This is a genomic window from Siminovitchia fortis (assembly GCF_003605365.2).
Taxonomy (GTDB): domain Bacteria; phylum Bacillota; class Bacilli; order Bacillales; family Bacillaceae_C; genus Siminovitchia; species Siminovitchia fortis.
The window spans coordinates 19,113-34,091 of the sequence record NZ_QYTU02000011.1 but is presented as its reverse complement, the minus strand read 5'-3'; the positions used below and the strand labels follow the sequence as shown (position 1 = coordinate 34,091).

The 14,979-nt window shown below is 42.2% G+C and carries 16 protein-coding genes; 10 read left to right on the top strand and 6 right to left on the bottom strand.

The genetic code is table 11. From position 1 onward, the window contains the following. Positions 1-38: 38 nt before the first annotated feature. A complete protein-coding gene (locus D4N35_RS06910; RefSeq protein WP_120071916.1) occupies positions 39-401 on the bottom strand; it encodes a Na-translocating system protein MpsC family protein in 363 nt (120 codons plus the stop codon). A gap of 70 nt (positions 402-471) precedes the next feature. Then, positions 472-1,719 carry an L-lactate MFS transporter gene (locus D4N35_RS06905; protein WP_120071806.1) on the bottom strand — a complete coding sequence of 416 codons (1,248 nt, stop codon included), beginning with the start codon at positions 1,717-1,719 and terminating at the stop codon, positions 472-474. A gap of 451 nt (positions 1,720-2,170) precedes the next feature. On the opposite strand from D4N35_RS06905, the gene D4N35_RS06900 reads away from it, so the two are divergent. The 9 genes from D4N35_RS06900 to D4N35_RS06860 all read left to right on the top strand — a co-directional run bounded on the left by D4N35_RS06900 (position 2,171) and on the right by D4N35_RS06860 (position 9,376). Beyond that, entirely contained in the window at positions 2,171-2,623 is a 453-nt protein-coding gene (locus tag D4N35_RS06900; RefSeq protein WP_120071804.1) for a general stress protein, read from the top strand. A 134-nt stretch (positions 2,624-2,757) separates the two neighbouring features. Beyond that, a complete protein-coding gene (locus D4N35_RS06895) occupies positions 2,758-3,627 on the top strand; it encodes a CvfB family protein (RefSeq protein ID WP_120071802.1) in 870 nt (289 codons plus the stop codon). A gap of 326 nt (positions 3,628-3,953) precedes the next feature. Further along, positions 3,954-4,928 carry a magnesium transporter CorA family protein gene (locus tag D4N35_RS06890; RefSeq protein WP_120071800.1) on the top strand — a complete coding sequence of 325 codons (975 nt, stop codon included), beginning with the start codon at positions 3,954-3,956 and terminating at the stop codon, positions 4,926-4,928. Positions 4,929-5,110: 182 nt separating this feature from the next. After that, positions 5,111-5,470 carry a lmo0954 family membrane protein gene (locus tag D4N35_RS06885; RefSeq protein WP_120071798.1) on the top strand — a complete coding sequence of 120 codons (360 nt, stop codon included), beginning with the start codon at positions 5,111-5,113 and terminating at the stop codon, positions 5,468-5,470. Positions 5,471-5,489: 19 nt separating this feature from the next. Next, entirely contained in the window at positions 5,490-6,143 is a 654-nt protein-coding gene (locus tag D4N35_RS06880) for a PspA/IM30 family protein (protein ID WP_164876305.1), read from the top strand. Positions 6,144-6,195: 52 nt separating this feature from the next. Then, positions 6,196-6,915 (top strand): cell wall-active antibiotics response protein LiaF, encoded by a 720-nt coding sequence (gene liaF / locus D4N35_RS06875; protein ID WP_120071794.1) that lies wholly within the window; start codon positions 6,196-6,198, stop codon positions 6,913-6,915. After that, the gene (locus tag D4N35_RS06870) at positions 6,912-7,952 is read left to right on the top strand and encodes a sensor histidine kinase (RefSeq protein WP_120071792.1); all 1,041 of its coding nucleotides are present in this window, start codon (positions 6,912-6,914) and stop codon (positions 7,950-7,952) included. The genes liaF and D4N35_RS06870 overlap by 4 nt, the downstream gene beginning before the upstream one ends. 3 nt (positions 7,953-7,955) lie before the next feature. Next, complete coding sequence (locus tag D4N35_RS06865) at positions 7,956-8,591, top strand: response regulator (protein WP_120071790.1); 636 nt, start codon at positions 7,956-7,958, stop codon at positions 8,589-8,591. Positions 8,592-8,713: 122 nt separating this feature from the next. Continuing rightward, entirely contained in the window at positions 8,714-9,376 is a 663-nt protein-coding gene (locus D4N35_RS06860; RefSeq protein ID WP_120071788.1) for a potassium channel family protein, read from the top strand. 234 nt (positions 9,377-9,610) lie between these two features. Here D4N35_RS06860 and rnjA read toward each other — a convergent pair whose 3' ends face one another. Both rnjA and D4N35_RS06850 read right to left on the bottom strand, forming a co-directional pair. Then, the gene (rnjA, locus tag D4N35_RS06855; protein ID WP_120071786.1) at positions 9,611-11,278 is read right to left on the bottom strand and encodes a ribonuclease J1; all 1,668 of its coding nucleotides are present in this window, start codon (positions 11,276-11,278) and stop codon (positions 9,611-9,613) included. A 3-nt stretch (positions 11,279-11,281) separates the two neighbouring features. Beyond that, positions 11,282-11,491: a DNA-dependent RNA polymerase subunit epsilon gene (locus D4N35_RS06850; RefSeq protein ID WP_120071784.1), complete on the bottom strand. Its 210-nt coding sequence runs from the start codon at positions 11,489-11,491 to the stop codon at positions 11,282-11,284. Between the two features lie 406 nt (positions 11,492-11,897). Between D4N35_RS06850 and D4N35_RS06845 the strand changes: the two genes are divergently transcribed. Continuing rightward, on the top strand, positions 11,898-12,689 hold the full coding sequence (locus D4N35_RS06845) for a Cof-type HAD-IIB family hydrolase (protein ID WP_120071782.1): 792 nt from the start codon (positions 11,898-11,900) through the stop codon (positions 12,687-12,689). A 23-nt stretch (positions 12,690-12,712) separates the two neighbouring features. Here D4N35_RS06845 and def read toward each other — a convergent pair whose 3' ends face one another. Together def and D4N35_RS06835 are read right to left on the bottom strand one after the other, a co-directional pair. Continuing rightward, positions 12,713-13,267: a peptide deformylase gene (gene def, locus D4N35_RS06840; protein ID WP_120071780.1), complete on the bottom strand. Its 555-nt coding sequence runs from the start codon at positions 13,265-13,267 to the stop codon at positions 12,713-12,715. A gap of 135 nt (positions 13,268-13,402) precedes the next feature. After that, positions 13,403-14,860, bottom strand: a complete 1,458-nt coding sequence (locus D4N35_RS06835; RefSeq protein WP_235870318.1) for a sigma-54 interaction domain-containing protein — start codon at positions 14,858-14,860, stop codon at positions 13,403-13,405. Positions 14,861-14,979: the final 119 nt, after the last annotated feature.

Sequence of the window (14,979 nt, the reverse complement as noted above, 5' to 3'; positions counted from 1 at the left end):
TTAGTCTTTAACAGGTGCGCTGCCAAGTGCCAACTCACTTATTTAGTATTGAATTTTTCTTCCAGGTTCTGATCAAAGATGAAAATTGACATGCCCAGGTCTTTTTCGATGTCTATATCAACAAACAGATCGAGGAACTTTGCACCGAGCAGCTCTTCCATTTCGACAGGATGGTTTTTTCGGTACATCTCTTTTACCATCTCCGTTCTGGCGGCCCTGACCATCTGTTTTCCATCTTCTGCGCTTGCGATAAATTTCTCGACCGGCGATAAATTGCCTTCCATTTCGCAAATCGCCCAGTTTTTGCAAAAAGTCGTCTTTATTTTACTGGGACCTTTGCCCATATGGCGTTTTCGAAAAGATCTTACTAAATTACTGAACTCCGCCTCATAATTTCTCATCATCCAATAACCTCTTGTCTTGGTGCATACTACCATTCTACCATGTTTGCAGGATATCTCAACTACCTGTTTAATTGGTTACTAAGTCTTTTTTCTTTTTTACCTTTTTAATGTCAACCCGGATAATAAGTGAAACGGCAAATGCGACGACAAATAATGCTGCAAAGAACAACAGGCTGTTTCCGTAGCTCCCTGTCATATCCTTAATTTTAGCCGCAAACATTGGTCCGGCGATTCCAGCGGCTGACCATGCAGTCAATATATAGCCGTGGATAGCTCCCAGCTGCTTCGTTCCGAATATATCTCCGATATAGGCCGGAATGCAGGAGAAGCCTCCTCCGTAGCAAGTCAGGATGACAGCAAGCATGATTTGGAATAAAATGGATACACTTGTAAATGGCAGAAGGGCGAATAAAACGATTTGGATCGTAAAGAAAACCGTATAAGTATTAGGCCGGCCGATATAGTCGGAGGCGGTTGCCCAGCCTATTCGCCCGAGACCGTTAAAGATGCCCAGCACTCCGACCAATGCAGCAGCCTCGATGGATGAAAGGCCGATGCTTTCCTGAGCAAGCGGGCTGGCTGCAGATAAAATGGCAATACCGCAGGTGACATTGATAAACAGCATGATCCATAGATAGTAAAAGCGCGGTGTTTTTACTGCTTCATTGGCAGTCAGCTGGGAAAGATCCGTCGATACTTTTCCTGATTCCACTTTTTCCTTGAAACCTTTCGGCATCCATCCCTCAGGCGGTTTTGCAAGGTAAAGGGAGGAGGAAGTCATAATAATGAAATAGACTGCTCCCAAAATAAAGAAAGTATTGGCGATGCCAGCGTTTTTTATGAGGAAATCCATGATTGGACTGCTGATGGCTGCCGCAAATCCGAATCCCATGATGGCCATTCCTGTAGCCATGCCCCTTCTGTCAGGAAACCATTTGACAAGGGTTGATACCGGGGCTATATAGCCGACACCCAAACCGATTCCGCCAATGACCCCATAGCATATGTAAAGCAAAGGCAAAGACCCCAGTTTTACTGCGAAGCCTGAGCAAAAAACACCAACTCCAAAAAATATGGAAGAGAGAAGGCCTGCTTTGCGCGGACCGTGCTTTTCAACAAAATGGCCTAAAAAGGCTGCTGAAAGTCCCAGGAACAAGATAGCGAGACTGAATGTCAGCTGCACCTGGCTTGCGGTCCAATTAAATTCCTCCATCAGCGGGTTTGTAAAGTTGCTCCAGGCATAGACTGAACCGATTGAAATATGTATGCCGACTGCAGATACAACAATCAGCCACCTGTTTTTCAGTTTCTCCATTATTATACCCTCCTTAATGAAATAGTTCCTGCATTGGTGAAACCGTTAACAACTTATAAAAATATCAAAAACATATAGAAGGAATGAATCATTTTACATAATACGACTTAATGTTCAAATAGAAATATATATAAAGCAAGACCAAAAAACCACCGTCAAATATGGCCTGTCATTGGATAAGGCGATTTGCGGTGGTTAGTCTTTAACAGGTACGCTGTCAAGTGCCAACCGTTCAGGTATTATGTTCATTTCCCAAGCTTCTACATGAATATTGATATTTCGATTTACATGTTAACATATCTGTCACAATTTTAATAGAGAAAAAGGTTAAAAAATTCACATTTTATTCGGGCCATGAATCAGACTCCATAACGCAAGCTTCCCGGGCAGTGTTTACAAACATTTCCCAGGGGTAATCCAATAGTATAAAAAGCAGAAGGAGGTTTTTTCCATGGAAGAAAAATATGTGATAGGTTCCTATGATACGGAACAGGAAGCGGTAAGTGCAGTCGAACAGCTGAAACGGGATGGCTACAGCCAGGACGATATATCCGTCATTAGTAAAAACAGGCAGGAAGTGGATCACATTACTCATGAAACAGATACAAAAGCTCCTGAAGGTGCGGCAACCGGCGCTGCGACCGGCGGTGTGCTTGGAGGATTGGGAGGGGTGCTAGCCGGACTTGGTACGTTGGCGATCCCGGGAATTGGACCGGTTATCGCAGCCGGACCGATTGTAGCCGGTCTATCAGGGGCTGCTGCAGGAGCGGGAGTAGGAGGGCTTGCCGGTGCTTTGATCGGAATGGGAATTCCCGAAGACGACGCACACCGCTATCACGATGAAGTGAATAATGGAAAAATACTTGTCCTTGTTGACAAAGCCAAAAGGGAAACATTACCTTAATATCTGAATAATATCATCTTCCGTCTGAATGGCGGAAGATTTTTTTAAGAAACGGGCGCCCACGCTTTTCGAATAGTGTAATGGTATAATGGGGATTATTGTAAATGGTTATCATTCGAAGGAAGGTAGATCACATGTCAAGATTGGAAGCTGGAACGGTTGTTCAATTATATGGGGCACGCGAAGTGCCGTTTGGATACTTTTTGACTGATGGGGAAGAGGATGTCCTGCTTCATCACACGGAAGTTCCGGATGGCTTTGATCCACAACAGGAACAGACCGTCTTTTTATATCAGGATCACGAAGGAAGGCTGGCAGCGACATTAAAAATTCCGGAAATTAGAAAAGGGCATTTCGGATGGGCTGAAGTGGTGGAAGTCAAAGAAAATTTGGGTGTTTTCATACATATCGGATTAACGAAAGACATCCTTGTTTCTAAAGATGATTTGCCCGAATTGCCCCGTCTATGGCCCGCAAGGGGCGACAGGCTTTATTGCACATTAAAAACAGATAAGAAAAACAGGCTATTTGGGATGCTGGCAACCGAAGAAAATATTCGCAGACTGGCAACACCTGCCGATAAAAACTTGTTTAATAAAAATGTAAAAGGGACAGTTTACCGTCTTTTGATGGAGGGCTCAAACATTATCACTGAAGAAGGGTATCTTGGTTTCATCCACCATTCGGAGAGAACAAGGGAGCCTCGTCTGGGAGAAATGGTGGAGGGCAGGGTGATCGGTGTCAAGGAAGATGGGTCGATCAATATATCGCTTCTTCCAAGGGTGCACGAAGCCATTGATGAGGATGCTGAACGCATATACAGCTATCTCGTGGGACGCGGCGGGAATATGCCTTACTGGGATAAGAGCCTTCCCCAAGATATAAAGGACCGTTTCCAAATGAGTAAAGGGTCCTTCAAACGGGCATTGGGCAAGCTGATGAAAGAGGGAAAAGTTATCCAAAAGGATGGCTGGACTCACTTAACCGAAAAGGCCGACCAATGAATTTTTGACATATCATTATTTTTATCCCGCATTAACGGACAGTAAGACTCCCACCTCAAAACTTTAGATGAATCAGGTAGTTTAGGCGGGAGATCAACTGCCTGTAAAAGCCCGATTCGTTCAACTAACAATCAGTGGGGGATGAAGAAAACCCCCACTGATTAAAGTTTCACTTTATCTTTCAATTCAGCCAGATTTCAAACTTGCGCCGTATCAGCTTTTCATCCTCTAGGGCAAACAGAAGGTCGTCCGCTTGCAATGCAAAGAATAATTTCGCGTAAAAGAGGGAATAGATAAATGATTAAAACAGGTTAGGGGTATAGCGGATGAGGAGCGAAGAAATTAAAAAAGCCCATCAATTCGAGCATGGGTGGACTTGGATTGATTTGGATTTTGAAGATGAGGATCAGATTGAACAGCTAAAAAGGAAGTCTTCAGAATTTGGGCTTTGGATGAAAAACGCCAAAAGTATAAAATCGACATCCTTGGATATCATGACACTTGACAAGGCCAACAACTCCGCCCTTGTCGGGTCATTAAACTATTTATGCGATCCGGAAAATGCTGATTCCTATGAATTGCTTCATTTCTATATATCAAAGGATCTTCTAATTACAATTGATTTGGACATAGATTCTATTTTTGATTATGACCTTAAATCCGTATTGGAACAATTCCGCATGTGTGAAAATGCGATTGAAGGTTTTCTGTTGATTATTGGGAAAGTCGTAAACAATTTTCTGGATGGAATTGATGATTTTGAAGAAAAGCTTTTAAGTCTTGAAAAAAAAGTCAGAAGACGAGATCACGGAAACCTCCTGGAGGAAATATTTGAATGCCGCTCAGATATGCTTTTTTTGAAACAACTTACAATACCTGTGGAAGAATTGCTATTAGCCTTGAGGGAAGCGTATTTGGATCAGGTGGAAGAGATGGATGCTTATCGGAAAGCGGTCATCCGGGTGGAGCGGACAATGAAGCTGCTGTATCATTACGATAACCAAATTGAAACGCTTCTGAATATTAATATGAACGTATATTCATATCGGGGAAATGAAATTATAAAGGCTTTGACAGTATTTACTGTCCTCGTCACTCCCATTACCGTGTTGGGCGCATTATGGGGAATGAACTTTAAATATATGCCGGAGTTTGACTGGAAATATGGATATGCATTCGCTTGGGGAGTGATTTTGCTTTCAACAGGTTTGATTTATTGGTGGCTGCATGAAAAAGGATGGACAGGGGATGTCATGAAAGGAAGAAAACAAAAGGCTAGGCAAAAGAACCAGAAGTACTAATCCGACGTGTTCAACGTCGGATTTTTATATTTATAACCGTCTTGTCTTGTTGACCGGTGTTGCAGCCTGTTATTTTTCGTATCTCAGTCTCTGGTCCGAGTGAAAAACACGGCTTAAGGTCGTTTGGCGAAGGCCGTTCATTCTTTAAGATAGAGTCAACAAGTACGAAAGGGGAGATCAAAATGAAAAACCTGCTTACTTTTACTTTGGCTGTCATTTTGGCGATCATCGCTGTTGCAAGCCTGGGAAATATTGTCGGGTTGGCGATTAGCCTGATCATCGTCTATTATTCGCTGAAACAGTTTTTAAAAACCCGCTCCACATGGCAAAAAATTGCCTGGGGGATCCTTGGAGTGATCGGGTTGTCCGGTTTACTGGGCAATTTGCCGGCATTGGCAGGAATAGCAGCCGTTTATGTCCTTTATGTGGGATATAAAAACTGGAAAAAGGAAAAAGCAGAGGATTGTGATACAAAGCACGATCCATTCACGAGTTTTGAACGCCAATGGAATGATCTTGAAAAAGGCCGGACAAAAATTTAAAACAAGGGAGACTGAAAAGATGAACACTTTATTTGAAAAAATTAAGCAAGCTGTAAAAGATGATTTTTATGAAATTGCTGATAAGCAGAAAAAGCCAAATCCAATCTCTTTATTAAATCAATATTTACGCGAAAGCGAAGCGGAAGTAAAAAAAGCCTCAAAACTGATAGAAAGACAGAAGCTTTTGAGGGATGAATTTTACAAAGAATGGCAGCAGATTGAGAAAATGGCTGAAAAAAGAAAAGAGCAAGGGGAGATTGCCTTAAAAGTAGGGGCAGAGGATTTATCGGAAATTGCACTGCGCGAACAGGCTCAATATGAGGAACGTGCCGAGCGATTGAAACATGCCTATGACAATTCAGTGAACCAATTGGAAGAACTGGAACAAAAGTACCGGGAAATGAAGTTGAAGCTGAAAGATATGCATATGAAACGATTGGAGCTTATGGGCCAGGAAAACGTCGTCTTAATGAAAAACAAAATGAACAGGGTATTGAAAGAAACCGAATTTGGAATTCCCGCCGAAAATATGGAAAACATCGGAAAGTTATTTGAACGGGAAGAAAAGAAAGCGAATGATGAATATGAGATCAGCATATTTGATGCACGTATTCAGCAACTGGCAAAAGAATTAAACAAACAAGATTCCAGCGAATTAAGCGATCATTCGTGATAGAATAGAAGAGGATCAGAACTGAGCAATTTATCGATGAGGAGGGACACCAATGAAAAACTTCAGCAGAAACAGCAAAATTGGCTGGGCCATGCTGTTCGCAGGAATTGGAGTGGCGCTGGAGCTTCTGCTCAATTGGAAGCTATTTGTCCCTCTTCTCATCGGTTGTTTCATCATATTTTATTGGAAAAGCCATAAGCACAAAGATTCAAAGAAGATTTATCTAATCATTGGTGTTTCACTTGTTTTTATCCCTATCATATCCACGGCTGTTTTTAAAATTTTCATTATCGCAGCAGCCGTTTATGCACTCATCCAGTATTCAAAAACGAAAAATCAGCCAAAGAGAATAAATGTAAACACAGTTCCGCCTGACCAAAAGACAAAAGTCAACAGAAAAACACCCTTTATCAAGAACATGCTTTCCGGAACCCGAAGGGTTGTCAATGAAATATTTGAGTGGGATGATATTAATATACAGTGCGGGTTTGGAAATACGATCATCGATCTGGGAATGACCATGCTTCCGCCGGGAGAAAGTGTCGTTCTCATTCGTGGTTTAGTTGGCAATATTCAGCTCATCGTGCCTATTGATGCTTCCGTAACCATTAATCACTCAGCAATCAGCGGCAAATTAAATATTTTCAATCAGGAAGAAGAGCTGTTGAATTCCAACGTCATTTACTATTCAGACGGAGATGATAAAACATCCCGGAAAATAAAAATTGTTACAAGTGTCATTTTTGGGGATGTTGAGGTGAGACGCACATGAAAATGGCCAGAACTTTGTCATTTTACTTTGCGTCTCTGGCCCTCTTCGTTTTTCTATTTGTTCTTTTGATTTTTCTATTCACTGTTGATACGGATTGGTATCAATCATTGATGCAAAAAAATTATTTGCTTGTTCCGAATGTGTTTTTTATCCTCGCCATATGTTTATTGGTGGGTTCGATCGCCGGTTACATAGTCGGAATCTCTATTGATAAAAAGGTAGAAAAGATTGAATGGAGCCTTTTGGAGCTGGAAGGGGGAAATTATGACCGGGTAACTATTCCGCCCGCAAAAAACGATAATTTTCCGTCAATCTGGCAAGGGATCGATAACATACGAGCCAGGCTAAAAGAGCAAACGCTGTTATATCAAAAATTCACCAACGAACGGGTGAAATGGAACCGCGAATTAAAAGAAGAGGTTCTCACTCAGGAGAGAAATCGGCTGGCAAGAGAACTTCATGATTCTGTCAGCCAACAGCTTTTTGCTGCAACGATGCTTTTATCAGCAATCAATCAAAGCCCTGATCCAACAAGTGAAACCACTGCAAAACAAAGAGCTTTGGTCGAAGAAATCATAAATGAAGCCCAATCCGAAATGAGGGCACTGCTTCTTCATCTCAGGCCGATTCAGTTGGAAGGCAAAACCCTAAAGGCAGGCATGCAGGAACTGCTGTCCGAATTGACGGCCAAACTGCCTTTGAAGGTTACATGGAATTTACAGGACGTTCAATTGGAAAAAGGAATTGAAGACCACTTATTCCGCATATTGCAGGAGGCGGTTTCAAACACTTTAAGACACGCTAAAGCAAAAACGCTTGAAGTCCATATGATGGAAGTGGATCAATTCGTATTTTTAAAGGTGGTTGATGACGGTAAAGGCTTCAGCATGGACGATCAAAAAGCCGGTTCCTATGGATTAACAAACATGAGGGAAAGAGCGTCGGAAATTGGAGGAAATGTCAAGATCGTCAGTTTGCCGGGAAGGGGAACAAGTATCGAAGTGAAAATTCCTCTGCCAAACCAGGAGGGAGGATGAAAAATGATCAAAGTTTTGTTAGTTGATGATCATGAAATGGTCCGAATTGGTGTTTCGGCCTATTTATCAGTTCAAGAGGATATAGAAGTGATCGGCGAAGCGGTGGACGGAAAACAAGGCGTTGACCTTGCCTTGTCGCTGCGCCCGGATATCATATTAATGGATTTGGTCATGGAAGGCATGAACGGAATTGATGCCACGAGAGCAATTCTGGAGGAATGGCCTGAAGCGAAGGTACTGATCGTAACAAGCTTTTTGGATGATGAAAAAGTATATCCGGCACTGGAGGCGGGAGCCGCCGGGTATATGTTAAAAACCTCCAAAGCCAGCGATATAGCGGATGCTGTCAGATCCGCTTACAAAGGACAGAAAGTCCTGGAACCCGAGGTTACGGATAAAATGATGAAAAAGCTGCATCATGGCACAATGCGCCCCCTCCATGAAGATTTAACGAACCGCGAAATGGAAATTCTCACATTAATGACTGAAGGGAAAGCAAACAAAGAAATTGCGGATGAGCTTTTTATCACTTTAAAAACAGTTAAAACACACGTCAGCAATATATTGAGCAAACTGGAAGTGCAGGACCGGACGCAGGCTGTCATTTATGCTTTTAAAAATGGGGTCATCAGAAAGTAAATTCGTCTTAACAGATGAGTTTGCTTTTTTTTACGGTTTAGCAGTACTTAAGCGATGTTTTGTATGTTAATGACTTCCAAGTATGCTAAAATGGCAGCATAGCAAGAGTGGAGGAATGAAAGTTGAAAAAAGAATTTGCGGTTATCGGCCTCGGGCGTTTCGGCGGGAGCATTGTCCGTTCCCTGACAGAGCAGGGGATGGAAGTAATGGCCATCGATATCAGTGAAGACCGTGTCAATGAATTTGCTTCCATAGCGACACAGGCAGTCATTGCCGACACTACGGACGAAAACGTTTTGAAAAGTTTAGGAATACGCAATTTTGACCATGTCATCGTCGCCATAGGGGATAATATCCAATCCAGCATCCTGACAACGATTATTTTGAAAGAACTGGGTGTTGAACACATAACTGTTAAAGCGCAAAACGATTACCATGAAAAGGTGCTTCGGAAAATCGGGGCAGACCACGTCGTTCACCCTGAGCGCGATATGGGAAGACGGATTGCGCATTATATCGTTTCCACCAATGTCCTCGATTATCTTGAACTGTCGGAGGAATACAGTATCGTCGAAGTGATGGTCAATGATTTGTTGGCAGGGTATACGCTTGTTGAATTGGATATACGGGCAAAATACGGACTGAATATCGTCGCCATTAAAAGGGGAAAAGAAATTATCGTCTCGCCGCAGGCCAATGATCCGTTGCAGATGAACGATATTTTAATCATTATTGGCGCGGATACCGACATTAACCGCTTTGAGAAAAAAGTATTAGTTGAATAAGAAAAGCGCAAGGCGCTCGCTTATCGGCGACAAGCATAAGCCAATCGCTGAAGAAGGCGTAGTTTGCCTTCATCAGCGATTGGCTTATGACCTCGAGCCGATGGCGCCTGAAGCTGGACATATCATATCATCATTTCATATAGAAAACTTGGCCAAATTTTAAACTTTCTAAACAGTAAAAAAGTACCGCCTTGCATTCCATGCAGGCGGTACTTTTTTATTCACATCACAGATTTAGACTTCCATGATAATTGGCAAAATCATCGGGCGTCTTTTCGTTCTTTCGTACAAGAACGGCAATAATGTGTCCGTAATTTCATTTTTAATTTCAGACCATTGGGTTGTCTTGCGATCCATGACTTTATTTAAATGCTTTGAGAGCATTCTTTGGGCTTCATTGATCAAATCTCCGGATTCCCTCATATAGACGAAGCCGCGGGAAATGATATCGGGTCCTGCCGCAATTTTATACTTGTCCATGTCAATGGATACTACAACGATGACAAGGCCTTCTTCTGATAAGATCCGGCGGTCGCGCAGGACGATATTGCCGATGTCCCCGATTCCGCTACCATCGATATATACAGATCCGGACGTTATTTTACCCGCAACTTCCGCATAATCGGAGCTGAGTGCAAGGACATCTCCATTATCCATGATAAAGCAATTTTCTTCAGGAATTCCGCAGTCAACGGCCAATTGTGCATGCATTTTCTGCATTCTGAATTCCCCGTGGATCGGAAGGAAGAATTTCGGTTTCATGAGCCGCAGCATCAGCTTCTGTTCTTCCTGTCCGCCGTGCCCTGAAGTATGGATATTGTTCAGCGAGCCTGCAATGACGTCGGCTCCCGCACGGTATAAAAGATTGATCGTTCGATTGACACTGTTTTTGTTTCCGGGGATGGGAGATGATGAAAACACAACCGTATCCCCTGGCTGAATTTGTATTTGGCGATGCGTCCCATTGGCGATGCGCGATAATGCGGCCATTGGTTCACCTTGGCTTCCGGTACAAAGGATCGTCACTTTATTTGCCGGCAGCCTGTTAAGCTGCTGCGTATTGATGAATGTATCCTTTGGAGCGCGGATGTATCCCAGTTCTTGGCCGATTTCGATTGCTGCTTCCATACTTCTCCCGAAAACAGCAACTTTTCTGTCATTGGCTACCGCTGCATCAGCAACCTGTTGTAATCTGTGGATATTTGATGCAAATGTTGCAAATATGATCCGGCCGTCCACCTTGCGGAAAATATCTTGAATGCTTGCCCCGACCTTGCGTTCGGACATGGTGAAATGGGGAACTTCCGCATTTGTGCTGTCCGACAGCAGGCAAAGGACGCCTTCTTTTCCGATTTCCGCCATTTTCGTCAAGTTAGCCGGTTCTCCAACAGGAGTAAAGTCAAACTTGAAATCGCCTGTATGAACGATATTTCCGGGCGGGGTCTTTACAACAATCCCGTATGAATCCGGGATGCTGTGGGTTGTCCTGAAAAAAGAAACCGATGTCTTTCTGAATTTGATGACATCCTCTTCTTTGATTTCATAAAGCGTCGTCTTCCTGAGAAGTCCGTGCTCTTCAAGCTTGTTTTTAATCAGGCCCATGGCAAGTTTTCCTGCATAGATAGGAATGTTGACTTGCCTCAGCAGGTAAGGAATCCCGCCAATATGGTCCTCGTGGCCGTGCGTAATGAAAAGTCCCTTCACTTTATCTTCATTTTTGACGATATAAGTGTAATCGGGGATGACATAATCGATTCCGAGAAGCTCGTCTTCAGGGAATTTAATTCCGGCATCGATCAGAATAATCTCATCTTGGAACTGTACACCGTATGTGTTTTTGCCGATTTCACCCAAACCGCCCAGGGCGAAAACAGCTGTCTGATCATTTTTTACAAACTTCATATCCTATACAGTCTCCAATTTAAAGTTCGGACTGTTCTTTTCATATTCAAGATAAGGTCCTTCCAACAGTTGAATGAATTCGATATTGATTTGGCGGTCTTTCAAATGTCGGCGTACCTCGAGCTCACTTCCGGCTTCAACAAACAAAACTTTCGTATTTTCCCGGACAGGCATCTCCGTCATGCTGTCCTGATAGTACACTTTATAAATCATCACTTTCTCTCCTTAGCTCCGTGTTCAAATTCCAATATTCTCTATTATATTAAAAAGCTGCAATGAATGCATGTTTTAACGCGCGGGGATTTTCCAGGGAGGAATGATATATAATAAAAGAATAAGCCCTCTGAAAAAAGAGGGTTTGTAAACGGTGATATTTGAATCATCAGGCAATTGTCTTTTTCTTGAGCAAATCTTTCCATTGTTTTAAAAGCTTCCGTCTTAGCTTCTTAAACATGGTGAATCACTCCTTACATTCATTTTAACCGATTTTTGTCCAAAGTAAAAGCCTCTTGGAATCCGCAGCCTCTTTTTGTGCAAGTTTATTGGTTTTATTATATGCTGAAAATAGGATTCTCCATCATGGATATCATTGGAAATAACAAAGTGGATGTGGTTGAACATGAATAAAATTGTATTTTTTGATATTGACGGTACGTTATTGGACGGGGATAAAAACCTGCCGGCATCAGCCAAGGAAGCGGTTCACACATTGCAGAAAAATGGGATTTATACGGCTATTGCAACCGGAAGGGCCCCCTTTATGATTTCTTCTTTGCTGAAGGAGCTAAATATTGATTCCTACGTCTGCTTCAATGGACAATATGTAGTTTTTGAGAACAAAGTGATTGCTGCAAATGCCATAAACAAGGAGATATTGAAAAATATTGAGAAAACGGCCAACAGGCATGAACATGCCCTGGTTTATATGAATGAGGCGACATTAAAAACAAACACGAAAAACAATGACCGTGTCAGAAAGAGCCTGGGAACACTGAAATTGGCTTACCCCGATTACGATCCTGAATTTTACACGAAAAAAGATATATACCAGGCTCTGTTATTCACCAAGGAGAATGAAGCGGAATATTTATCTTCCTTTCATGAAGTGTCATTCATCAGGTGGCATGAACTGGCGCTGGACATCGTTCCAAAAGGCGGGTCAAAAGCAAGGGGGATCCGGCAACTGATTAAACGGCTCGGTTTCAAAATGGAAGATGTGTATGCATTCGGGGATGGCATGAATGATATAGAAATGCTGCGAGAAGTGGGAACCGGCGTAGCTATGGGCAATGCACATGATGTGGTAAAAGAACATGCGGATATTGTAACAACAGATGTGGAAAATGACGGGATTGTAAACGGGTTGAAGGAAGTGGGCCTGTTGGCTGGATCTTTTGAAACAATGAAATGAAAAAAACCCGGACTAATCCGGATTTAATTTTCGATTGGAATCGCCTCTTCTTTCAGTTGGAACGGATTCTTTTTGTCGATATGGTCATAAAACATGATGCCGTTCAGGTGATCGAGTTCGTGCTGGAAGACGATGGCCGGGAGGCCCCGTAAACGGAGTTTTATTTCTTCGCCCTCCGCATTATAGCCTTTTACCGTAATTCTTGCGTGCCGGAATACATATCCCGGAATACTCCTGTCAACTGACAGGCATCCTTCGCCTGATGTCAAATAAGCTTTTTCAACCGAATGGCTTACAATTTTCGGGTTGATGAACCCATAATTGTACTCCTTTCCTTTATCATCGCTTACACGCATGGCAAACATTCGCTTGGAAACATTGATTTGCGGTGCGGCAAGGCCGACTCCGCCTCTAAGGCCGTATTTTTCACTGATGACCGGATCCTGGCTGTTTTTTAGAAATTCTTCCAAGCTTTTTAATGTTTCTATGTCAGCGGGAGCAGGCGGAAGCGGCACTTCTTTAGCGACTTTTCTTAAAGTGGGATGCCCGTCCCGGATAATATCCTTCATTAGCAGCATCGTATTTCCTCCTGAAATGTTCTCTTGTAAACATCAGTTTACCAAAAAAAATAGTGCCTGCAAACAAGATGTTCCGGCCTATGGCGCCACTTATATTGTATGCTGACAATAATCTTTTTTGCCTTAGGCGATAAGTTATTTCACAAACGATTTGCTCGCCTCAACTACGAGCTGAATATTATATTTTCTAATTCTCCTCATGAGCAACGATTGTGTAACGCCTAAATATTTGGCCGCTTTTCTTGTCGAGTTTTCTTTTTCAAGAGCATCGATGATCATCTTTTTTTCCATTTCTTCCAGTATTTCTGGCATTGTTGCATGATTTGAATGAGATGGTGAACTTGAAAGCATATTCCGCCGGATCATTTTCTGAGGCAGGTCCTTTTCCTCAATGACTTTATCCTCTGATAATATCACAAGGCGTTCGATTAAATTTTCCAGCTCCCGTACATTTCCCGGCCAGGAATATTGCAAAAAGTTTTTTAACACTCCCTCTGAGAAGTGTTTGCTTTTATTGTATTTCCCATTGTACAGATCCAAAAAGTAAATGGCCAAATCTTTGATATCATCGCGGCTTTCCCGTAAAGCCGGCATCTTCACTGTCAGTATATTCAATCGGTAAAATAAATCCGAACGAAACGTCCCTTCAGCAAGCATACCTTCTAAATCCCTGTTGGTTGCTGCAATAATCCGTACATCTGCATATCTTGGCTCTCTTGCACCGATCGGCATATATGTTTTCGATTGAAGAAAATGTAATATTTTTGTCTGCAAGTGTATTGGCATCTCGCCGATCTCATCTAAAAATAACGTTCCAGTTTCGGCTGCCTGAATCAACCCCTGTTTTCCTTTTGAAGTTGCTCCTGTAAAAGATCCTTTCTCATAACCGAATAATTCGGATTCCAAGAGGGAGTCTGGTAAGGATGCACAATTAATCTGTATGAAAGGTCCGTTTTTTCTTTTGCTTAACATATGAATCTTTTCTGCGGTCAAGCTTTTGCCCGTCCCCGTCTCACCTACGATTAAAGCTGTTGTATCAACAGCGGCAATTTTTTCGATAATTTTTCTGGCACTCACACGGCTCTTGCTTTTCCCGCCAAAGTTAACATATTCAGCTCTATTGCTATTCTTTTGCATGTTTGTCAACTTTCTAATTTGGGCACTGTACTTTTCCAATAACTCTTCAATTTCCTGGAGTTTTGATGTGTTTTTTACTGCGTCCGTAATATCGCGCAAATGTGCGACGGCAGCAATTACCTTTCCATCTTTATTTTTTACTAAATGCCCTGTTGCAATATATTTTTTTCCATTGCCCACGGTTTGAACAGTACTGACATTTTTACCTTCCTCAAGGGTCATTCGCAATACGGAAGGTTCGAATAAACCTTCCTTTTCCAGATCTCTTACGTTTCTACCGGTAATTTTATTTCTAGGAATGCCGTGCATCTCTTCACTTGCGGAATTCAACCAAAGCGTTGTTCCTTCATGATCCGTAATTAAGATTGCATCTTTAATGGATTCTAAGATGTCAACGAATAATGCCGGGTTTTGATGGCTTAGTTCAAACAGCTTCTCCAAATCTTTTTCCTCCATTCCTCCAATAGAGTCTATTTCGATTCAGTATGATCTAATATAAAAATATCGACAAAAAATCGAATTGATATCGAATCAGGTGAGTTGATTATTTTAAAATTGTACTTTTTTAGTGCAAG